Source organism: Tatumella citrea (genome assembly GCF_002163585.1).
GTDB lineage: Bacteria > Pseudomonadota > Gammaproteobacteria > Enterobacterales > Enterobacteriaceae > Tatumella > Tatumella citrea.
The window spans coordinates 3,580,521-3,601,253 of sequence record NZ_CP015579.1; the positions used below are offsets into that span (position 1 = coordinate 3,580,521).

Consider the following 20,733-nt stretch of genomic DNA (forward strand, 5'->3'; position numbering starts at 1 on the left):
ATAATAATTTTCTTTTATTCACCACGAATGATCTCAATTATTATCATGGCTCAGCATAATATCTCTTATTGCGGCGGCTTCTGTTCCTCCTCCTCCGGAGGACTGGCTTCGTTCTCGTTGAGTTCCTCTTCCGGCAAATTCACCATCGTATTCTGAATATCTTCCTCATCAATGGCCGGATTGAGTGCTACTGCCAGCGGTGAGCTCACCAGACCATCGGTTAAAGGTACGTGCGGAACCTGTTCTTCCGCAGTCACTTCCGGTAAAGATGAACGCAGGCGGGTTAATCCGATGACTACTGCGCAGCAAACCACAAAAAAGGCGTACAGCATATTGCCACCCAGCGGTTGCATCAAAGCACCTGTCAGCAACGGTCCGATACTGGCACCGATACCATACGACATCAGCAAACAGGCGGTCAGCGAAACACGGCGCTCAGCGAGAATTCGGTCATTTGCCAGAGCCACCGCCAGCGGGTACAAAGCAAACTGCATCATACTGGCGACAAACGCGATACCGGTGACCGGAGCAAAGCCCAGATGTTTCAGAGCAGCCAGTGGTAACGAAGCCAACAGAAAGATAACTGCGGTAAAAAACAGCAGCCGTTGACGATCATAACGATCTGAAAGCCAGCTTAACGGAAACTGAGTTACCAGGCCGGCAAAGATGGTTGCCGCCATAAAGATCCCTGTCTGAGAAGTAGTGAATCCCATCTGGCTGGCATATACCGGGGCCATCCCGTAGAAAGCACCGGTCACCATGCCTGTCAGCAGGGTAATGACCAGAATGCGGGGAATTGTCCTGAGAAAATAACCCAGCTCCAGCGGTGCGGGTGACATAGGATGAACTTTTGTCCGGGTCGTCAGGGCAATTGGAACCAGACACAGAGCAAAGCACAGAGCAACTATCAGTAATGGCAGCATGCCAAAACCACTTTGCAGCGTAAGGATGATCTGCCCGGCGGACAATCCAAGATAGGTTGCCACCATATACAGGCCGAAAATGACCCCTCGCTGATTAGATTCTGCCTGGTCATTCAGCCAGCTTTCCAGCACCATGTACTGGCTCATCATGCATAATCCGATGATAAAACGCAGCACTATCCACACCGGAATGTAATCGCTCAGCCCGTGGCCAATAACCGATGCAGTAATAATTCCCGCACAAGCCACATAAGCACGGATATGCCCCACCCGCGCTATCAGGTTATGCCCGACTTTCCCACCCACCACTAATCCAATGTAATGAGCCGCAGTAATTAAACCAATCACCGTACCACTGATATTTTCGTGTGCCAGCCGCAATGAAACATAGGTAGTCAGTAAACCCGACCCCAGTAACATCAGGAGAGTGGTGGTATACAAAGGCAGAAAGGTATTCAAAATTTTTTGCATTAAATCTCCGCGAGAGTTATTCACAGAATGAATGAATAACGTCCGGGAATAGATGGCAGCCGGCCTGAACAGTGGCACCGCTGATCAGGCCGGTGCAGGATGTGGTCATCCCTGCACTTCAATCATCCCTCTGAGGGTGGAAAATTGATCTGATTCCCGGGCGCTTCCCGATGTTGTTAAATGACGTTCCGGTGGCATAAAAACCATACCCACCTGTTGTTTACTGTAGCCCATCAAACCATATCCCTCGCGCTTTTCGGACAAAAAAGTTTCCGGACAGCGCTGAAGCAGGGGATTTTTACCCCTGTACTGAGACTGTAGAAAGAAGCGTGAAAACAAGTATGGCGCACTAATTAGTCAGCATCGGCTGACTAAGACAACGCTATTCGACAGAGAAAACGACGATGTAGTTTTGCCTGCGGGGTCTGTTGCATCACTGCAGATTTTGCAGCATCGCGGCGCTGTTCGGGAATCAGTGATGTCGGAATTTATTACCAGAGCCTGACTGCAATACAGGTAATGATCGCGGAAAACACTGGCGTGTTCGAACCACCGTCAATCAGCCTCTGCTCAGCCACAGTCGAACTATCTTCCCTCACCCAAACCAGACAAAAAATAACCATAAATCTTACACAATGACGTAATAAGACAATAAATGCTTACAAAGTCTTTACCAGAGATTAGAAAAAAATAATAATACGAATGTACATGATAACAATTCTCATTATACTGTAAATTATTACAAGGGTACCTCTTTGAAAAGTAAGCATAATATATCCCCGTCATTTCCTGCCGTCGGCAAACTGGGTGTTTTTGCAGGTTTGTGTGCAGGACTTTCAGGGCCGGCAATCGCCGCCACGACACCAGCAACGGCTGATGCTACCCCTTCGGGGGTTAACCACAAGGTGACTGTTCAGAAACCGGAACCCACTCTGGTCGTCAGTGCAGCATTGCCATCGCTCTATCTGCCCAAAAGTTTGTCAGACCCTAAATTTACCCGGCCACTAGCAGATACCACGCGTACAGTGACCGTAATTCCTGAAAAAGTCATTCAGGAACAGCATGCCACCACACTGACGGATGCCCTGAAAAACGTGGCTGGTGCAGGTGCCTTCTTTGCCGGAGAAAACGGCAGTACTTCAACCGGGGATACTATCTACATGCGGGGTATCGACACCTCGAACAGTATTTATGTCGATGGTATTCGTGATATCAGTTCCACCACCCGTGATACGTTTAATACTCAAAGTGTGGAAGTGATTAAAGGACCTTCAGGTTCGGATTATGGCCGTAGCGCTCCATCCGGGTCTATCAATATGATCTCCAAACAACCGACGCTGGATACCAGTGTCGATGGTTCAGTCAGCTATGGCAGCGCCTCTGAGCGCCGTGCCACCCTCGACTATAACCAGATGATCAGCGACAACAGTGCGTTTCGCGTCAATATGATGGGTGACAAGGGTAACGACCGAACCCGTAATAATATCAGCCATGAAAAATATGGGATTGCACCCTCACTGGCTTTCGGGCTGGATACTCCGACCCGCTTATATCTCGATTATTTCCATCTGCATCAGCGCGGTACTCCGGACGGAGGTGTACCGACGATTGGTCTGCCAGGTTATAGCGCCCCGGCTGGATTTGAAGCCCTGACGCGCAGCGGGAAAGTGAACCCGCATAACTATTACGGCACCAATTCTGATTTTAGTAATGCCACCACAGATACTGCCACTATGCGTTTCGAGCATGATCTGTCAGATAATACTACCATCAGAAACACCACCCGCTGGTCAGAAACGAAACAAAAGTATTTGCTGTCGTCATTTATGGGAGTGACTGCCAGCACCTCAGATAATCCTGATGACTGGCAGCTATCGCGGTTGATCAACACCAAAGATGTGGTCAATAAAATACTCACCAACCAGACCAACCTGACGTCGAAGTTCTATACCGGTTCTGTCGGACACGATATCAGTACCGGGGTTGAGTTCACCCGTGAAACACAGACAACCTATGGGCTGAATGCAATGACAGCCCCGGCAGTTAATATCTATGCGCCTGACAGTAATGTTTCTATTGGCGGGCTGAGCCCCAACGGAGCCAATGCCAATGGTTCCACTAACACTTTCGGCATTTATGCCTTCGATACGCTACAAATCACCTCTGACTTTGAGCTGAACGGCGGCATCAGACTGGACAGCTATCATACCGAATATGACTCTTCAACCGCCTGTGGCGGAACCGGTCGTGGTGCTATCACCTGCCCTGCCGGGTCGGCAACCGGAACTCCGGTCACCACTGTTGATACCACCAAACATGGCAATCTGTTCAACTGGAAAGCTGGCGCTCTGTATCACCTGACTCGTCAGGGGAATGTTTATGTTAACTATGGCGTTTCACAGCAACCGCCAGGAGGCAGTAACTTCCAGCTGGCTGACGGAGGCACCGGTAACAGTGCCAACCGCACTGATTTCCAGCCACAGAAAGCGCAAACTGCGGAGCTGGGCACTAAATGGAGCCTGTTCAATGATACTCTGCTGCTGACCGGTGCATTGTTCCGCACCGATATTAAAAATGAAGTGAGCCAGGATGCCTCCACACTGGAGTATATCCAGACTGGTCGCAAACGGGTTCAGGGCTATGAGCTGACCGCCAGCGGCGATATTACCCGTGACTGGCATGTGATGTTAGGTTACACCCTGCAGAATGCAACGGTGGAAGAAGGTGCTGCCGTCAGTAATGACGGTTCCAGCGCCATCAGCTATACCCCGAAACATGCCTTCACTTCATGGACCACTTATCAGGTTACTAATGATTTAATCGTCGGGGCCGGTGCGCGCTACGTGGGCAGCATGCATCGTGGCACCGACGGTGCCGTCGGTACGCCGGATAAAGTGGACAGCTACTGGGTCGCGGATGCTATGGCGGGTTACAAAGTGAATAACAACCTTGATCTGCAACTGAATGTCTATAATCTGGCTAACACTCATTATGTTTCATCGATCAACAAGAGCGGTTATCGCTACTTCCCGGGTGCAGAGCGTAGCTGGATGTTGACCGCTAACGTCCACTTCTGACCCTATCCACGCCGCAGGGATCTGCGGCGTTTTTTTCAGGAATTATCGTTATGATGCAACAAATCGCGGGTCTGTTGAGTAAACAGGAAGTCCGACAGGTACTCGATAAACTGTCACAATGTCGCTGGGTGGATGGCCGCGCGACTACCGGCACTCAGGGTGCGCAGGTCAAGGCCAACCAGCAGGTCGATACCAATAGCGAACAGTGGCAGGAACTACAGCAATATCTGCTGAACACTCTAAACAGCCATCCTCAGTTCTTTTCTGCCACTCTGCCAGTCAATATCTCCAGCCCGTTGTTTAACCGGTATAGCGGTGGCGGAACCTATGGTTTTCACGTGGATGGTGCTGTACGGCGCGAAGGTAATGAATGGCTCAGGACGGATATTTCGGCCACCTTATTTCTGACAGAACCGGACAGCTACGAAGGCGGGGAGCTGATTATTCAGGACACCTATGGCCAGCACAGCGTCAAACTGCCAGCCGGTGATATGATTCTCTATCCTTCCAGCAGCCTGCATTGTGTGACTCCGGTGACACAAGGGGAAAGGATCGCCTCATTTATGTGGATACAGTCAATGATCCGTGATGACAAAAAACGGGCAATGCTGATCTCACTGGATGAAAACATTCAGGAACTCAATCAGCACTCTCAGTCATCAGAGGTCTCAATGTCACTGCTAAACCTCTATCACAACCTGCTGAGAGAGTGGAGTGAACAGTAACTGAGCTGGTCAACAGGAATAACCACTCCGGAATATTGCTGAAGGCTGTTGTCACTATTCTCAGCATGTTATGTTGTTGTTTTGTTCCAGGCTATCAGGCAAACCAGAATGACAAAACAACGCGTAGGAATTATTTTTGGCGGGAAATCGGCTGAACATGAAGTCTCTTTACAGTCAGCCAAAAACATCATTGATGCTATTGATAAAACAAAATTTGAAGTTGTACTTCTGGGTATTGATAAGCAGGGACACTGGCAGATTAATCAGCAATCTGACTTTTTACTCAATGCGAATGACCCTCAACATATTGCCCTGAACCCATCTGCTCAACAGGTAGCTCTTATTCCTGGCCAACAGCAGCAACAGTTAGTCGGCAGTCAGCAGTCATCCCCGATACCTCAGGTCGATATTATTTTCCCTATCGTCCACGGCACACTGGGTGAAGACGGGTCATTACAGGGACTACTGCGGATGGCTAACCTGCCGTTTGTTGGCTCCGGAGTATTAGGTTCTGCCGTCAGTATGGATAAAGATGTCACCAAGCGCCTGCTGCGTGACGCTGGTCTGCAGGTGGCGCCGTTTATCAGCCTGACCCGCACCCGTCTGGCAGAATTCAACCCGGAGCAGGCTATCGAACAGCTGGGGCTGCCACTGTTTGTTAAACCAGCCAATCAGGGATCATCGGTCGGAGTCAGCAAAGTCCGTAGCGCAGAACAACTGTTACCGGCGTTGCAGGATGCATTCCGTTATGATCGTAAAGTCCTGATCGAAACTGCCATTGTTGGCCGTGAAATTGAGTGTGCGGTGTTAGGCAACGACTCGCCACAGGCCAGCCATTGCGGAGAAATTGTTCTCAGCGATGAGTTTTATTCCTACCAGACCAAATACATTAACGAAAAAGGGGCTCAGGTAGTGGTGCCGGCGCAGCTGGATCCAGAAACCGATGAACGTATTCGTCAGGTTGCTTTACAGGCTTACCAGGCTCTGGAATGTTGCGGTATGGCAAGGGTGGATGTCTTTCTGACCGCCGACAAACAGATAGTGATTAATGAAATCAATACGCTGCCAGGATTTACCAATATCAGCATGTATCCCAAACTCTGGCAAGCCAGTGGTCTGGGATACAGTGATTTGATTACCCGGCTGATTGAACTGGCTCAGGAACGTTATCAGCAGGACCAACTGATGATGGCCTCTTTCGATCACTAATCCCTGATTACCGGCCCTGGCGGTTACTGTTCCAGCCAGGCCGGTGATGTCTGATTGCGCCCGCCGCGTTTTGACACATACAGGTTTCTGTCCGCTGTACTAATTAGCCGGTTCATGACAGAAACCCAGTTGTTGTCTTCACTACCTGCCGGTTCTAAAGCCGTACCAATACTCACCGAAACCGGCACCTCAGTACCCTGAATGATAAAAGTTTCATCCGAAACCACTTTACGGACGGATTCGGCACGCTGGTAGATTTCAGCCGCATCGGTATTGAACAGTACGATGGCAAACTCTTCTCCGCCAAACCGGGAGACACGGCATTGTTCACCCAACAGAGCCACCAGCCGGCGACTCATTTCTCTCAGTACATGATCACCTTCATCATGACCGAAATTATCATTAATGGATTTAAAGAAATCGATATCCAGCAGAATCAGTCCCATCGGTTTTTTCTGCTGAAACGGCTCACTGCTCAGGCTATCAAATAGCCCGGAACGCGACAGGAGCTGAGTCAAAAAGTCATAATTAGCACGGATCGCCAGCTGCCGGTTGAGGCTGCGTATCGAATTCATACTCACTGCCACCATATACGGAGTCAGTGCCAGCGCGGCAATACCCAGCCGCACCGAAATCAAAGGTGTCACCTCTGACGGCATAAATCCGGAACCGACGGTGATAATATTTAAATAAATCAGCATGATTTCGACAACACCGATCACGCAGGTGATCAGGCAGACAACAGAGACCGGCAACACCAGAGCACACCAGATTAGCCCTGGCAAGGGCAGCGTCAGACTACCAGGCCCGCCCAACATGATAGAGGCTGTAAGTAACACTACCACAGCAATCACCGGCAGCACTGACGTTACCCGCCACTGATAATTATTTTTCCGGCCAATCGTCAGTATCAATGGTAACAACAACAGCCCGGTGGAAAACTGCTCACTGCTCCACGCGCCCAGCGCACTAAAAAACGCCAGCCCGGTGTTCACATCCGGCGAAGCCATCACTCCCCAGGTGGCCGATACCAGAGCAGCCAGCAGGCACACCGGAAAAATAATCATCACATTAGTGATGCTGGTTTTCCCGGAATTAAACGAAGGGAGGCGATTCAGCAGAATTGCCGTAATCATAATAAAAATGATATTGGCAAAGTTAATGGTGAAGGCTTCTTTGGCCCAGCCGGAGAACAGCAGATCATTCGCAACCATACCGGCATAGCAAAACAGATAGTTCAGCGGCGTATGCAGCCAGGGTTTACGGATAAATAGTCCGGCTATCACTGCGTTAACAATCCAAAACAGCGACAATACCATTGGCAACCTGAGGTGACTGCCAAACGCGGACAGCAGACCTGTAATGACCAGCAGAATCATACCGTTCTGTATAATTCTGTTTTCTTTAAAAAGCCGAAACTTCATTACTTAATACCCCATGCTGCCGGTCCTTCCACACTGTTCTCTGTCTGCTGTCACCCCGCAGGGTAAGACACAGGATATTCAGATATGGCACAGCGGCTGACCGGAAAGGCAGCAGAAACTTATTGTTTGTCTCAGGACAAGAATCACCTGACTCACACATTTCTCCGGCGCTGATTATTCTGCCGGAGGAATATGACATTTTCAGAGTTCCGGCGTCACTGTGAGCGCCGTGATTCCCGGATTTTGGATTGCAGCGGAACCTCTGGTTCTCAGAATTATCCTGCGTTTGGCTCTATTCTGGCAAAATGGCAGCAAATGACCAGCAATAATTAACAAATTTAATGGCACCAGATGCGGTGCCAGGGTGAATAGTCAGGAGTTACTTACCGTTCCAGGCGCGTAAACTTTTCTCCCGCACCTGAATCTTTTGTTGATCGCTCAGTTTATTGTATCCGTCGGCCAGACCGCTTTCCCAGTCTCCGTACTCCGGATTTGGCAGAATAATAAACTGCGTACCAAACAGGGCATGATTAGTGCTGACGAACGCTCTGCGCTCCGCATTATTTTTGTGCCAGGTCGCGCCACCAAAATCATTCAGGTTATCGCCGATGTACAGAACCACATTGGCCCCGGATTGTTTAATCTCATCAAACCTGGCCTGTTTGTTTGAAGTTGTGGTACTCAGACGCAGAGTGTTGCTGTTCACTCCCGGGAAACCCAACGCATTCAGATTATCGACTGTGGCCTGATAATCTTTCTGATCACGGTTGGAAACATAGAATACCGTGCCACCGTGACTGTCAACATAACGGGCAAATTCCACCGCGCCCGGAACAGCCAGCGCCTGGCGGGCACGGGTCCACGTTGACCAGGTTGCATCAGTAAATGGCTGACCATTTTTCGCCTGCCACGCTGAATAAGCACTGTTATCCAGCATTGTCTCATCCAGATCGACAATGACTGCTTTCGGTTTTCCGGTCAGGGAGCCCGCTTTATCGAAGGCCATAGTGGCCAAATTAAATGCCTGCCAGGTCAGGGCCTGATACTCTCCGGACTGCTGAGTCCAGTTAACTGCCGTCACTGTCTGATCATTGAGCCGCTGCTGTACATTGTCAGCACAGCCTGTCAGCCCGAGAATAAATACGGCCGGTAGCGTCATAAGCCAGCGTTTTTGCATCGGATATCCTCTTGTTATGCCAAAGTTATCAGTAGTTGACCCCGTAATGACTATCGCAGTATCTTCACCGGAAATGCAACTCCGGATGCGCTTCTGATACAGGAAACATTTATGTCTCTTACTGCTTCTGACGGCCTGCGATCCCCACTGCTCGACTCTCTGGGTTGGATCAGCCACCAGTTTCAGCCTGCCGGTGTTCGTCCCCCGGACAATACCGCTTATGGAATCCAGCGCCACACCGCCAATGTACTGCCTGCGGAACAGAACTTCCCGCCGAAGCAGGCGATTTCCGATGCTCTGATCAGCCATACCAACCAGCCGGTCGCGGTGTATACCGCCGATTGCCTGCCGGTACTGATTGCATCCCCCCTTACCCGCCAGGTCGCGGCAGTGCATGCCGGGCTGAAAGGAACTCTGGCAGGGGTGCTTCAGCAAACCCTGCAACAGCTCAGACAACAGGGAGCCCCGTCTGACAGTTTATATATTGCCATCGGGCCTGCCATTGGCCCTTGCTGTTATCAGCTCGGAATGCCGTTACTGGAAGAGATGGAGGAGAATCCACGGGTGAACAGCACTATTCCCTGGTACTCACCTCCCCCGAAAAACCCTCACTCAGTGCGCTCATGTGCCCCGCAATCCTTTCCTGCTTTGTGGCTGGATTTACCGGAACTGGCACGGCAAATGCTAATCAATGAAGGAGTACCGGACGGACAGATAGAGTGCCTGCAACATTGCACATACTGTATGGCTGAAAGCGGAGCCAGTTACCGGCGTAATACTCATACCGGAGAAGGGTACCAATTGCGTTTTTCCTGGATCGCTGCCAATCCGGACTGAGCCGCTGAAGTTATTTGATTCTGCTCACAACTCGCAGCGGAAGAGATAGGATTCTGCCACAACCAGACTATGGTTAACTCATCCGACCACTTGAAAGTGAGTGATGATTATGGTGGAACCTGTCTCACTATTATTCCAGCCACTGGATCTGGGATTTACGCGGCTTAACAACCGTTTTCTGATGGGCTCTATGCATACCGGTCTTGAAGAGCATCCACAAGGTGCTGAGCGACTGGCAGCGTTCTATGCAGAACGCGCTTCCGCAGGTGTTGCTCTGATCGTTACCGGAGGCATTGCTCCCTGCCCTGAGGGCCGGATTAACCCACACTCTGCCTGCCTGACCAATGAAGATGAAGCCCGCTGGCATCAGCCAGTGACTAAATCAGTTCATCAGGCAGGGGGGAAAATCGTATTACAGATCCTGCACGCAGGGCGTTACAGTTATCAGCCCTCACTGGTGGCTCCGTCAGCACTGAAAGCCCCGATTAATCCTTACACTCCTGCAGAGCTGACTGACACGGCCATTAACAACACGATTAACAGCTATGCCCGATGTGCTCAGTTAGCTCGTCAGGCGGGTTATGACGGTGTGGAAATCATGGGTTCTGAGGGTTATCTGATCAATCAGTTTCTGGCCCCCGCCACCAACCAGCGCCAGGATCGCTATGGAAAAACAGTTCGCGGCAGAATGCGTTTTGCGCTCAACATCCTCAAAGCGGTTCGCAGGGCAGCTGGTGATGACTTTATTATCATCTTTCGTATTTCTATGATTGATCTGGTGGAGCAAGGCTGTCAGGCCGAAGAAACATTGCTGCTGGCACGTTTGCTGGAGCGTAATGGTGTCACCATGCTAAATACCGGCATTGGCTGGCATGAATCGCAAATCCCGACGATTGCCGCTGTTGTCCCCCGTGCAACGTTTAGCTGGCTGGCTGCTGAGTTGCGTCGCCACGTTAATGTACCGGTGATAGCCACAAACCGGATTAATGACCCGCAACTGGCAGCACAGCTGCTGGCACGGGGAGATGCTGATATGATCTCAATGGCCAGACCATTTCTGGCTGATGCACGTTTTGTCGAAAAGACACGGCAACAGCAATTTCAGCAGATCAATACCTGCATCGCCTGCAATCAGGCCTGCCTTGATAATGTCTTTGCCGGAAAAATCACCTCCTGTCTGGTCAATCCGCGTGCCTGCCATGAAACTGAAATGCCGGTGTTACCGGCCGCTCTCCCGAAAAAACTGGCGGTGGTCGGAGCCGGTCCTGCCGGGATGTCCTTTGCTTTGAATGCTGCACAACGCGGGCACCAGGTTACTCTGTTCGATGCCGGTACTCATATCGGCGGGCAACTGCTGCTGGCCAGCCAAATTCCGGGGAAACAGGAATTTAACCAAACACTCCGCTATTTTCGTTACCAGCTGGCTGCCAGCGGTGTTGAAATACGAACTCGTATCACCGTGACTCCGGCACTACTGGAAGGTTTTGATGAAATAATCCTCGCGACAGGTATTCTTCCGAAGATGCCGGCAATTGAAGGTATCGGTCATCCTTCAGTCGTGAGTTGGATACAGGTATTGCAGGAAAAAGTGGCGGTTGGTCAGCGGGTGGCAGTGATCGGGGCCGGGGGGATTGGAGTCGATATCGCCTTGTATCTCAGTGAACCCACGGCAACTCCCGCAGAAGAAAAGCGGCAGTTTTGTCGGCAGTGGGGAATCGATCCGCAACGTCAGCGGCGTGGTGGCCTGATCCAGCCGTTGCTGGAAAAATCTCCACGCGAGGTCTGGTTACTGCAACGCAGTGGTGCCACTCCTGGCCGGGGGCCGGGAAAAACGACCGGCTGGATCTCGCGCATCAGCCTGCAGGCAAACGGGGTACATCTGCTGGGTGGCGTAGATTATCAGTATATTGATGATCAGGGTCTGCACATCGGTTATCAGGGGAAATCGCAACTGCTGCCGGTCGATACCATTATTATCTGTACCGGCCAGCAGCCCTGTTCCACGCTGGCAGAACAACTGCGGTCAGCCGGAGAACAACGACCTGTGCATATACTGGTCGGAGATGGTCAGAATGCACAGACAGATGCCCGCCAGGCGATTGCCGCGGCGACTGCTCTGGCACTGCAGATTTAGCGTAATTTGACCGAACGCAGAACCACAAACTTAGTATTTGAAGCCACGACCTGACAGTTACCAAACAGTTTTTTCAGTTTTCCCTGATGGTCCAGATGGCGGTTTGCCACGACATGGAATTCGCCGCCATAACGCAGACAACGGAAAGCATCACGGAACATTTGCCAGGCGACATGATCGGTCACCGCATTTTGCTGGTGAAACGGAGGATTACACACTACCGCGGCAAAGCTGTCGGCCGGAAATCCGCTCAGCGAGTTATTGACCGTAAAGCGACAACGAGCCAGCTCATCGGCCAGATTCTCTGTAACATTGATTCTGGCCGAATCGACCGCCATCCACGACTCGTCCACAAAATGTACCGTCGCTTCAGGGTTATGAGTCAGTACTGTCAGCCCGATAACGCCGTTGCCACAGCCGAGGTCAATAATATCACCCTCAATATTGCGCGGCAGATTACGCATAAAGAATCGAGCACCGATATCCAGCGACTGACGCGAAAACACATTGGCATGGTTATGGATAATATAAGGCGTACCATCCAGCGGCCAGCGCAGGGCTAAATCGCGTTCAGGCAGTTGCTGCACAGTCAGTTGACTGAAAATTAAACGGGCTTTTTTCTTCGCCAGCGAAGTCCGGGTTTCACCAATAATCTTTTCAAAGATAGCCAGAGTGGAATTATGGATATCCTTAGCTTTGGCACCACTGATGATTAGCGTCTGAGGAGTAACGACACTGCGCAGGCTGATCAGTTGATACTCAAGCAGCGCCAGTGTTCTGGGTACTTTAATTAACACGACCGCAGGGGCAGAAGGGAGCGGGCTCAGGCTGTCGAGGAAAGTAACCTGATCTGCATCCAGATTATTTTCCGCCAGATTCATCTGTGCAGCCTGTTGGCTGTTCAGTGAATCACCAACATGCCAGACCTGCCGCCCGGCCTGAACCAGTGAACAGGTCAGTGCCCCAAAATTATCGTTATAAACAGCCACCGGTCCCGCTGGCAGTTCCTGCTGTAACAGATATTCATCAGCTGCATCCCAGGCCTGTAGCGCGTTATCATCGCCGGTACGCGGAAAGCGATGCAGGGTAAGTGAAAAATCACTCAGTTCGAATTGGCTCATGGTATCTCCGGCACAGGTCTGGGGGGTCACGCAGAAAAGGGGCGCAGTATACTGGCTTTACCGGATAAACCCAACCGTAAAGCTCGCTATTGTCCCGCAGACCTTGCTCTGCTGCTTCAGATAAAGGCTCCGGCTTTACGGATCAGACTGGTTTTCGTCAGTGCTCCCAGAAAATAGCGTTGCTCATCATCACTCAGTACCGGCAGGCGTTCCAGAGTAACCTGAGAAAATGCCTCCCAGCCTTCACGCAGGCTCTTGTTCTGGCAAATATACGGGAAATCATCATCCATCACTTCCCTGACCGGTGAATCCGGTGTGATTTTTTGCGACAGTACACTGGCGGCAATTTCATGAATCGAAACAACCCCTAAAAAACGCCCGCCTTCATTAATGACATACACATAGCGCTCACGTTTGAGTGAACTGATCGCTAAAGCGTCGCCTACCGAGGCATCCGGAAGTAATGCTGCCCCGGGGATTATCAGCCCGGCTATTGTGGTATTGTCGAAATCATAACGTGCCTCAGCACGGTTAAAATGGGTGGAGATCAGCGGATAAGTCACTGCGGACTGCAACCGGTAAGCCACCATCGTGGCCAGCACGGAAGTAATCATCAGCGGAAACAGCAGACTGCTGTTCAGTGTCATCTCTGTAACCATTAGCATGGCCATCAACGGCGCCTGACTGATGGCAGCCAGTACCGCCGCCATCCCAAGTGCGGCATACAGCCAGCCTGGTTGTGCGGCAAAACCGCTATCAGAGGTAACAACATTGAAAATGGCCCCGACCAGTGCACCAATCAGCAACGACGGAGTAAACATTCCCCCGACCGCAGAAGAACCCACCGAACAACAGGTTGCTAATAGTTTGAGCACCAGCAGACCGGCCAGCCCCCATAACAGATACTGGCCACTGAAAATATTAACTATAACTTCGTAACCATTGCCAAGAATGTCAGTGGAGAACATCGCCAGTACACCTACCGCGACACCCCCGACACCGAGCCGTACAGGCAAACTGGAGATCCGGGCAAATTGCTTTTTGCTGTAGCCGGCCAGAGTAATAAACCCTGCCCCCGCCAGCCCGCATACCAGGCCGATAACAATCACTATCAATACACTATGGATGCTGACATGAAATCTGACATCCGCCAGTGGATAGAGCGCAGAACGGTAGCCCAGTAGCCACATGGTCATCACCGAAGTCCCTGAGGCAATCACCAAAGGGATAAGACGCTGTAATGCACTGATCCCAAAAGCCACTTCAGCCACGAAAATCGCTGAGGCCAGTGGGGCATGGTACACCGAAGCCAGCCCGGCAGCCGCAGCCATTGCCACCACATCGGAATTTTTCAGATGAAAACTACCAGGCAGAAAACGGCCAATAATGCTGCCGCATAATGCCGATAGCTGAACCATTGGCCCTTCTTTACCAATGGAGGCCCCGCTCGAAATGCTGGCTATAGAGGAAATAGCGCGAAACAGAGAGGTACGGGTGGGTACCGCATCCAGCCGGGCATTCAGTACATCCAGATAATCAGTTCCGACCGCCTGTTTTTTTTCAAGAGCAACGGCATAGCGCAGGAAAAAACCGGCGATAACCCCGCCTCCGCCGACAATCACCGGCCAGAAAAACCACGGCCAGACGTGCATCGCCTGCGTAATATCATCGCTGCGACCAAACAGCAGACGGTTAACACACTCAATAACCAGACGAAAACCAAGAGTTACCATAGCTCCGGCACAGCCAACGGGTATCGCTATCAGTAATGCTGTCCAGCTGAGTACGAATTTTCCTTCCTTCACTGAGTATCCTGCACAGAGGGGAGCGAGAGTGCCATGATAAAACTGTCGCTGCAGGCATGCAATTCGGGAATCAACAGTCCTCCCCCGGGTAAAAATGTCTGAATATTTCTAAATATTATCTGATGTGTATTGCAATGACCGCAGTCTGCGATTAGGCTGCATAAAGCAAAGGGGAGTAACTTAAAAGCTGGCTGATCGTCATTACGTTGTGAAAACAACCGGTCACCAGGCAACCCGGAATAATTCTGTGTTGTAAGTGAGACCTTGCCGGAAGGTGAGGTTTGCTTGCAGTAAATACGCGGCTGACATCTTCTGATCTCAGCCGTTTTTTTATCAGGACAGAATTATGCAAAGCATTGGCAATCCTTTGTTGTGGGGCTGTTTCGCAGTCGTCGTTATCATCATGCTGCTGGTCGACCTTCGGCTGCAGGGTCGTCGTGACCGCGTCGGAATGACCTTTCGTCAGGCTGCCTGCTGGTCAGCCGTCTGGGTTATCATTTCACTACTGTTTGCTGCCGCGTTGTGGTGGTATTTACAGGCGCAGGTCGGCCCCGAAATCGCCGGCACTCAGACCCTGGCATTTCTCACCGGCTATTTGCTGGAAAAAGCACTGGCGGTGGACAATGTCTTCGTCTGGCTGATGCTTTTCAGCTACTTCTCGGTGCCTGTTGCTTTGCAACAACGGGTGCTGGTGTATGGTGTGCTGGGAGCCATTGTGCTGCGGACCGCGATGATATTTGCCGGCAGCTGGCTGGTTAATGAATTCAGCTGGATCCTCTATCTGTTCGGTGCCTTCCTGGTCATCACCGGCATAAAAATGGCAGTCCCGGAAAAAAAATCAGCGCAGGATAGTGATGACAAACCGATGATCCGCTGGTTACGCCGACATATCCGGGTAACCGATACTCTGGAAGGAGAAAAATTCTTTGTGGTCCGCAACGGTGTACGTTATGCCACCCCACTGTTGCTGGCACTGATCATGGTGGAATTCAGTGATGTTATCTTTGCTGTAGACAGTATCCCTGCCATCTTTGCTGTTACCACCGATCCGTTTATCGTACTGACCTCTAACCTGTTCGCGATTCTTGGATTACGGGCCATGTACTTTATGCTGTCTGGTATTGCAGAACGTTTCTCATTACTGAAATACGGGCTGGCAATTATCCTGGTATTTATCGGTATAAAAATGCTGCTGTTGGATATCTGGCATATACCAACATTTGTTTCACTGGCAGTGATTGCTACTATTTTAGTGGTGACGTTACTGATAAATCACCTAAAAAACCGTCAGCTGTCGCAAAACAGATAACAAGATAAAATCCCGCAGGGAGAGCATATCTCCCTGCTAAACACAGAACTTCCCATAATAAGCGTTATTTATCTCCGGAATTTTCTGCCAAATCACCTGTTTATCCCTGCAGTCATTTACTCTGCCCTTAATTTATCCTTTATCTTGCAGATCTTTTACTTATACTTGCGCGGGCAAACGTCATTTTACCGACTTCGGCATAAGTTAAAAAAATGATAACATCCTGACAACTAAGTAAATATTATATGATTAATAAAACAAATGGTTTTTTGAACTGGTTACGCACAGGTAACCTGGTCGGGCAGATTATTGTCGGACTGCTGGCTGGTATTTTACTGGCTCTGGTCTCTAAACAGACGGCCAGTTCTGTCGGACTGTTAGGTGAATTATTTGTTCATGCGCTGAAAGCGGTTGCCCCTATTCTGGTTCTGGTCCTGGTGACCTCCTCTATTGCCAATCATCAGCAAGGTAAACAGTCAAATATTCGTCCTGTCGTTGTCCTCTATCTGTTAAGTGTATTTTTTGCCTCTCTGGTGGCGGTTATTGCCAGCTACCATTTTCCTCAGCAACTGCTGCTGTCGCACGTTCATCAGGGAATCATTCCTCCACAGGGAATCAGCGGAATCCTCCACAGCCTGCTACTGAGTATGGTGGTTAACCCTATTGATGCTCTGATGAACGCCAATTACATTGGTATTCTGGTATGGGCAATTGGCCTGGGCCTGGCCTTCCGTCACAGCAGCGATACAACACGTCAGGTATTGAATGATATCTCCTCCGCGATTGGCTGGGTGGTGCGTAAAGTCATTCGCTGTGCGCCGCTGGGAATCTTCGGTCTGGTATCATCCATCCTTGCCAGCAGCGGCTTCTCTACTCTCTGGGATTATGCATCGCTGCTGTCGCTGTTACTGGGTTGTATGGTGATTATGGCGCTGGTCATAAACCCGCTACTGGTGTTCTGGAAAATCCGTCGTAATCCTTATCCGTTAGTCTTTTTATGTCTGCGGGAAAGTGGAGTTACCGCCTTTTTTACCCGCAGTTCTGCGGCTAACATCCCGGTGAATATGGGGATAGCTAAACGCCTGGGACTGGATGAAGATACCTACTCAGTTTCAATCCCTCTGGGTGCCAATATCAGTATGGCTGGTGCGGCGATTACTATTACCGTACTCACCCTGGCAGCCGTTCATACTCTGAATATTCCGGTCGATCTGCCTACCGCAATTATGCTGAGCCTGGTCGCGTCAATCTGCGCCTGCGGAGCATCAGGTGTTGCCGGTGGTTCGCTGTTACTGATTCCTGTGGCCTGTAATATGTTTGGTATTCCGAATGATACTGCCATGCAGGTGGTCGCCGTTGGCTTCCTGATTAGCGTATTACAGGACTCTGCCGAAACAGCCCTGAATTCATCCACCGATATTTTGTTTACCGCCGCCGTTTGTCAGTCAGATGAGCAAAAGAAATTGTCTCTGGCTGAACAGAATCTGCCAAAATAATCGCTCACAGGGGAAACACTGTTTTCCCCTGTTTTCTGCATCACTGATATAAATGATTTGGCCCTATGGCAGGGTTAATTAATAATCTCCTCTCCCACATTGAGAAATTCTCTATTTAGCGATGAGCTTTTCTGAACCCCGGCCAGAAACGCGCACTCTGATCCCCGTCAACCGGTTAAAAAACCCCTGTTATGTCAGTCCTTGTAAATATCCTTTTGCAATATGCCTGACCAGGTAAAACTCTGCCTCAACGCAGCGTTAGCTGTATTGAAGTCACATATTTTTTGTTACACTTAGTACGCTTTTTTTACCCTTCACCAAAATAAATCAAGGGTCGTTGAGCAGAAGTCTGGAACCATTCCGGCAGATTCCCCGGAGTGCATTATCTTTAAGACTTCTCCCGGGAATATTAATGCTGGCCAGGAACAAAACATGGATACCCTACAAGCCTTACTCCACGCCTTATGGCAGCAGGACTTCGAAACACTTGCCGACCCATCACTGGTCTGGGCGATCTATGGCATTTTATTTATTATTTTGTTTCTGGAAAACGGTTTACTGCCCGCCGCATTTTTGCCGGGAGACAGTTTATTAATTCTGGTCGGGGTGCTGATTGCTAAAGGCACCATGGGCTTTCCACTCACCGTGTTTATTCTGACGACCGCCGCCAGCCTTGGCTGTTGGGTTAGTTATATTCAGGGGCGATGGCTGGGGAATACCCCGCTGGTGCAGAAATGGCTGTCTCATTTACCTGCGCAATACCATCAGCGCGCTCATAGCCTGTTCCACCGTCATGGCTTATCGGCGTTACTGGTTGGCCGGTTTATCGCTTTTGTCCGTACCCTGCTGCCTACTATCGCCGGGATTTCCGGCCTGAAAAGCGCCCGCTTTCAGTTCTTCAACTGGATAAGCGCCTTACTGTGGGTAGTCATACTGACCGTTGCAGGATATGCCCTTGGCAAAACGCCGTTATTTCGCAAGTATGAAGATCAGCTGATGTTCTGCCTGATGATGTTGCCACTGGTGCTTCTGGTGTTTGGCCTGTTCGGTTCTTTATATATTTTGTGGCGTAAGCGTGCCAGACAAGACAGGGATGCGGGTTAATGCAACATTCGCAAACACTGTATAGCCGTTACCGGCTGGCCGGGGTAGTGCTGCTCAGCACGATTATGGCCATTACCGGAATCGTGCTGGCTTCAGGCTTAATGGCAAAAGAACCTGAAATTCAAATCGGTGTAGCCCGGAAAGGCAGTAATTTACCCGATGGTTTTTTTGTCTATCAGCAACTGGCGTCTCATGGTGTGAACATCAAGAGTATCACCCCTGAGCAAGGCAAACTGGTGATTCGTCTGGAAAACGAAGAACAGCGACTGGCTGCACAAAAAGTACTTAATCAGATACTTTCTGACGCTTACACCAGTGCCTGAGAGCCACGAGGTTCACAGAACCTCCGGGGTAAATCGTTCTGACTCATCATAACTTTGAACTTTCCGCCACCTGAATCTATACTCAGATAACTAAATGAAAACAGTCAGGTAAATTTTATCAGTACTGTTTTTTTGCTGATTCTCTCATGTGATAACACTGATCCTGATGAAAATAATGGTACTGCTGATTTGCATTCTGATGATGTTATCAGCCACCGCTGAGGCAAAGGAAAACCGCTGCCCGCCGCAATACAAAGAAAAAGCGGCAGGCATTGAGCACGAAATTACTCTGGCTCAGCGGCATCATAATCAACGCAGGATTAATGGCTTAAAACGGGCGCTGAGTGAATTACAAACCAGCTGTTCTGACAGCGAAGTTTCACGTAAACAGCACCAGTAACTGGTCATTGACACCAGAGAGCCAAAAAAAGTGTGTAATGACTGCTATTATTGAGTCTGACTGAACATCACAACTGAGTCTGTTTCCTCCGCGTTTGCGGTTTAACACAACTTTCAGAAGGAGTTTCAAATGGCTAATATTCCATCATCACAGGACCTGCGTGCTGAACTGGCAACTCTGGCGGATACCCTGGAAGAAGTACTGAGTGGCGCCAGCGAAAAATCAAAAGTTGAAGTCGATAAACTGCATAAAAAAGCCCGGGCTACACTGCAAAGCACCCGCGACAGCCTTGGTGAATCGGGACAGAACATTGCAAAAACTACCCGTGAAGCCGCGCAAAAAGCCGATGAATATGTTCATGAAAAACCATGGCACGGTGTCGGTATCGCCGCAGCCCTTGGTGTCGTCTTCGGCATCCTGATTTCGCGCCGTTAATTATGGCTACTCATCCTCAAAACGAAGGACCGGGCAAGAGCCTTATTACTATCGGTCAGCGCATGGTGACAACCCTTGCCAGCATTGTCGAGACAAGGGTTCGTCTGGCAATTGTCGAGCTGGAAGAGGAAAAAGCCAATCTGATTCAGATGCTGTTAATGGTCGGCTTAACCATGATCTTTACAGCATTCGGGCTGATGAGCCTGATGATATTAATCATCGTGGCAGTTGGGGCTGAATATCGCCTGATGGCTATTGGGATCACTACCGGAGTGTTATTTGCCCTGGCACTGATTCTGGGAATATGGGTACTGGTAAAATCCCGGCGCTCTACCCTGTTACGTCATACCCGTAAGGAGTTGTCTACCGATCGGGAGCTGCTGGAGGAGCGTCAGTCATGAGCCGTCGCGATATAGAACGCCGCCGCGATGCTTTGCTGGCTGTGGTTCAGCAACAGCGTCTGGATTTAAAAGCCTGCGAACGTGACTGGTACCAGGCGACACGGCGTTACGATGATTTGTGGCATACCGCACTCGGTTTGCGCCGCTATATTGCTGTCGGCAGCGGCCTTGCCGCTGTATGGTCGCTGCGCCATCCGAAATTCATGATTCGCTGGGGCAAGCGCGCCTTCGGCTTATGGAGCAGTTGGCGGGTAATACGTAATGCCTTGCCGCGAAAATAAATTCCGGCTATCTCAGCCAGCCTTCGGGCTGGCTGATTGTTTTCTGACACTGAAATATTTACGCGGATATTTATTCTTCCA

19 protein-coding genes are annotated in these 20,733 nt (G+C 50.2%); 14 read left to right on the forward strand and 5 right to left on the reverse strand.

Going from position 1 to position 20,733, the window contains the following annotated elements; all coding sequences use genetic code 11:
• Positions 1–65: 65 nt before the first annotated feature.
• Positions 66–1,394 carry an MFS transporter gene (locus A7K98_RS16985; protein ID WP_087489623.1) on the reverse strand — a complete coding sequence of 443 codons (1,329 nt, stop codon included), beginning with the start codon at positions 1,392–1,394 and terminating at the stop codon, positions 66–68.
• 773 nt (positions 1,395–2,167) lie between these two features.
• Here A7K98_RS16985 and A7K98_RS16990 point away from each other — a divergent pair.
• The 3 genes from A7K98_RS16990 to ddlA all read left to right on the forward strand — a co-directional run bounded on the left by A7K98_RS16990 (position 2,168) and on the right by ddlA (position 6,405).
• Complete coding sequence (locus tag A7K98_RS16990; protein WP_407703120.1) at positions 2,168–4,471, forward strand: catecholate siderophore receptor Fiu; 2,304 nt, start codon at positions 2,168–2,170, stop codon at positions 4,469–4,471.
• Between the two features lie 50 nt (positions 4,472–4,521).
• The gene (locus tag A7K98_RS16995; RefSeq protein ID WP_087489624.1) at positions 4,522–5,196 is read left to right on the forward strand and encodes a Fe2+-dependent dioxygenase; all 675 of its coding nucleotides are present in this window, start codon (positions 4,522–4,524) and stop codon (positions 5,194–5,196) included.
• 108 nt (positions 5,197–5,304) lie between these two features.
• Complete coding sequence (gene ddlA / locus A7K98_RS17000; protein ID WP_087489625.1) at positions 5,305–6,405, forward strand: D-alanine--D-alanine ligase; 1,101 nt, start codon at positions 5,305–5,307, stop codon at positions 6,403–6,405.
• Positions 6,406–6,428: 23 nt separating this feature from the next.
• Here ddlA and A7K98_RS17005 read toward each other — a convergent pair whose 3' ends face one another.
• Positions 6,429–7,829 carry a GGDEF domain-containing protein gene (locus tag A7K98_RS17005; RefSeq protein WP_087489626.1) on the reverse strand — a complete coding sequence of 467 codons (1,401 nt, stop codon included), beginning with the start codon at positions 7,827–7,829 and terminating at the stop codon, positions 6,429–6,431.
• A gap of 192 nt (positions 7,830–8,021) precedes the next feature.
• Between A7K98_RS17005 and A7K98_RS21420 the strand changes: the two genes are divergently transcribed.
• Entirely contained in the window at positions 8,022–8,162 is a 141-nt protein-coding gene (locus tag A7K98_RS21420; protein ID WP_157665994.1) for a hypothetical protein, read from the forward strand.
• A 46-nt stretch (positions 8,163–8,208) separates the two neighbouring features.
• Here the strand turns inward: A7K98_RS21420 and A7K98_RS17010 are convergent, their stop codons facing one another.
• Entirely contained in the window at positions 8,209–9,006 is a 798-nt protein-coding gene (locus tag A7K98_RS17010; RefSeq protein ID WP_087489627.1) for a 5'-nucleotidase, lipoprotein e(P4) family, read from the reverse strand.
• A gap of 111 nt (positions 9,007–9,117) precedes the next feature.
• On the opposite strand from A7K98_RS17010, the gene A7K98_RS17015 reads away from it, so the two are divergent.
• Both A7K98_RS17015 and A7K98_RS17020 read left to right on the forward strand, forming a co-directional pair.
• Entirely contained in the window at positions 9,118–9,843 is a 726-nt protein-coding gene (locus A7K98_RS17015; RefSeq protein WP_087489628.1) for a polyphenol oxidase family protein, read from the forward strand.
• Positions 9,844–9,952: 109 nt separating this feature from the next.
• The gene (locus tag A7K98_RS17020; protein ID WP_087490566.1) at positions 9,953–11,977 is read left to right on the forward strand and encodes an NADPH-dependent 2,4-dienoyl-CoA reductase; all 2,025 of its coding nucleotides are present in this window, start codon (positions 9,953–9,955) and stop codon (positions 11,975–11,977) included.
• Here the strand turns inward: A7K98_RS17020 and rlmG are convergent.
• Together rlmG and A7K98_RS17030 are read right to left on the reverse strand one after the other, a co-directional pair.
• Complete coding sequence (gene rlmG, locus A7K98_RS17025) at positions 11,974–13,098, reverse strand: 23S rRNA (guanine(1835)-N(2))-methyltransferase RlmG (RefSeq protein ID WP_087489629.1); 1,125 nt, start codon at positions 13,096–13,098, stop codon at positions 11,974–11,976. The genes A7K98_RS17020 and rlmG overlap by 4 nt on opposite strands.
• A gap of 116 nt (positions 13,099–13,214) precedes the next feature.
• Positions 13,215–14,903 (reverse strand): chloride channel protein, encoded by a 1,689-nt coding sequence (locus A7K98_RS17030; RefSeq protein ID WP_232461555.1) that lies wholly within the window; start codon positions 14,901–14,903, stop codon positions 13,215–13,217.
• A 346-nt stretch (positions 14,904–15,249) separates the two neighbouring features.
• Here A7K98_RS17030 and A7K98_RS17035 point away from each other — a divergent pair, with 346 nt between their 5' ends.
• From A7K98_RS17035 to A7K98_RS17070, 8 genes are all read left to right on the forward strand, one after another.
• Positions 15,250–16,212, forward strand: a complete 963-nt coding sequence (locus A7K98_RS17035) for a TerC family protein (RefSeq protein WP_087489630.1) — start codon at positions 15,250–15,252, stop codon at positions 16,210–16,212.
• Positions 16,213–16,457: 245 nt separating this feature from the next.
• On the forward strand, positions 16,458–17,708 hold the full coding sequence (sstT, locus tag A7K98_RS17040; RefSeq protein ID WP_087489631.1) for a serine/threonine transporter SstT: 1,251 nt from the start codon (positions 16,458–16,460) through the stop codon (positions 17,706–17,708).
• Between the two features lie 432 nt (positions 17,709–18,140).
• Complete coding sequence (locus A7K98_RS17045; RefSeq protein ID WP_087489632.1) at positions 18,141–18,812, forward strand: DedA family protein; 672 nt, start codon at positions 18,141–18,143, stop codon at positions 18,810–18,812.
• Positions 18,812–19,135, forward strand: coding sequence for an EnvZ/OmpR regulon moderator MzrA (mzrA, locus tag A7K98_RS17050; RefSeq protein ID WP_087489633.1), 324 nt, complete (start codon positions 18,812–18,814; stop codon positions 19,133–19,135). Before A7K98_RS17045 ends, mzrA begins: the two co-directional genes overlap by 1 nt.
• A 166-nt stretch (positions 19,136–19,301) precedes the next feature.
• A complete protein-coding gene (locus A7K98_RS17055) occupies positions 19,302–19,535 on the forward strand; it encodes a DUF1090 family protein (protein ID WP_087489634.1) in 234 nt (77 codons plus the stop codon).
• A 129-nt stretch (positions 19,536–19,664) separates the two neighbouring features.
• Positions 19,665–19,970: a DUF883 family protein gene (locus A7K98_RS17060; protein WP_087489635.1), complete on the forward strand. Its 306-nt coding sequence runs from the start codon at positions 19,665–19,667 to the stop codon at positions 19,968–19,970.
• Between the two features lie 2 nt (positions 19,971–19,972).
• The gene (locus A7K98_RS17065) at positions 19,973–20,371 is read left to right on the forward strand and encodes a phage holin family protein (RefSeq protein WP_087489636.1); all 399 of its coding nucleotides are present in this window, start codon (positions 19,973–19,975) and stop codon (positions 20,369–20,371) included.
• Entirely contained in the window at positions 20,368–20,652 is a 285-nt protein-coding gene (locus tag A7K98_RS17070) for a YqjK-like family protein (protein ID WP_087489637.1), read from the forward strand. Before A7K98_RS17065 ends, A7K98_RS17070 begins: the two co-directional genes overlap by 4 nt.
• The last annotated feature ends 81 nt before the right edge of the window (positions 20,653–20,733 follow it).

Bases quoted from the DNA above. Each gene is read 5' to 3' on its own strand.
- A7K98_RS16985 (WP_087489623.1), bottom strand. From the start codon at position 1,394: ATGCAAAAAATTTTGAATACCTTTCTGCCTTTGTATACCACCACTCTC.
- A7K98_RS16995 (WP_087489624.1), top strand. From the start codon at position 4,522: ATGATGCAACAAATCGCGGGTCTGTTGAGTAAACAGGAAGTCCGACAG.
- ddlA (WP_087489625.1), top strand. From the start codon at position 5,305: ATGACAAAACAACGCGTAGGAATTATTTTTGGCGGGAAATCGGCTGAA.
- A7K98_RS17005 (WP_087489626.1), bottom strand. From the start codon at position 7,829: ATGAAGTTTCGGCTTTTTAAAGAAAACAGAATTATACAGAACGGTATG.
- A7K98_RS21420 (WP_157665994.1), top strand. From the start codon at position 8,022: ATGACATTTTCAGAGTTCCGGCGTCACTGTGAGCGCCGTGATTCCCGG.
- A7K98_RS17010 (WP_087489627.1), bottom strand. From the start codon at position 9,006: ATGCAAAAACGCTGGCTTATGACGCTACCGGCCGTATTTATTCTCGGG.
- A7K98_RS17015 (WP_087489628.1), top strand. From the start codon at position 9,118: ATGTCTCTTACTGCTTCTGACGGCCTGCGATCCCCACTGCTCGACTCT.
- A7K98_RS17020 (WP_087490566.1), top strand. From the start codon at position 9,953: ATGGTGGAACCTGTCTCACTATTATTCCAGCCACTGGATCTGGGATTT.
- rlmG (WP_087489629.1), bottom strand. From the start codon at position 13,098: ATGAGCCAATTCGAACTGAGTGATTTTTCACTTACCCTGCATCGCTTT.
- A7K98_RS17035 (WP_087489630.1), top strand. From the start codon at position 15,250: ATGCAAAGCATTGGCAATCCTTTGTTGTGGGGCTGTTTCGCAGTCGTC.
- sstT (WP_087489631.1), top strand. From the start codon at position 16,458: ATGATTAATAAAACAAATGGTTTTTTGAACTGGTTACGCACAGGTAAC.
- A7K98_RS17045 (WP_087489632.1), top strand. From the start codon at position 18,141: ATGGATACCCTACAAGCCTTACTCCACGCCTTATGGCAGCAGGACTTC.
- mzrA (WP_087489633.1), top strand. From the start codon at position 18,812: ATGCAACATTCGCAAACACTGTATAGCCGTTACCGGCTGGCCGGGGTA.
- A7K98_RS17055 (WP_087489634.1), top strand. From the start codon at position 19,302: ATGAAAATAATGGTACTGCTGATTTGCATTCTGATGATGTTATCAGCC.
- A7K98_RS17060 (WP_087489635.1), top strand. From the start codon at position 19,665: ATGGCTAATATTCCATCATCACAGGACCTGCGTGCTGAACTGGCAACT.
- A7K98_RS17065 (WP_087489636.1), top strand. From the start codon at position 19,973: ATGGCTACTCATCCTCAAAACGAAGGACCGGGCAAGAGCCTTATTACT.
- A7K98_RS17070 (WP_087489637.1), top strand. From the start codon at position 20,368: ATGAGCCGTCGCGATATAGAACGCCGCCGCGATGCTTTGCTGGCTGTG.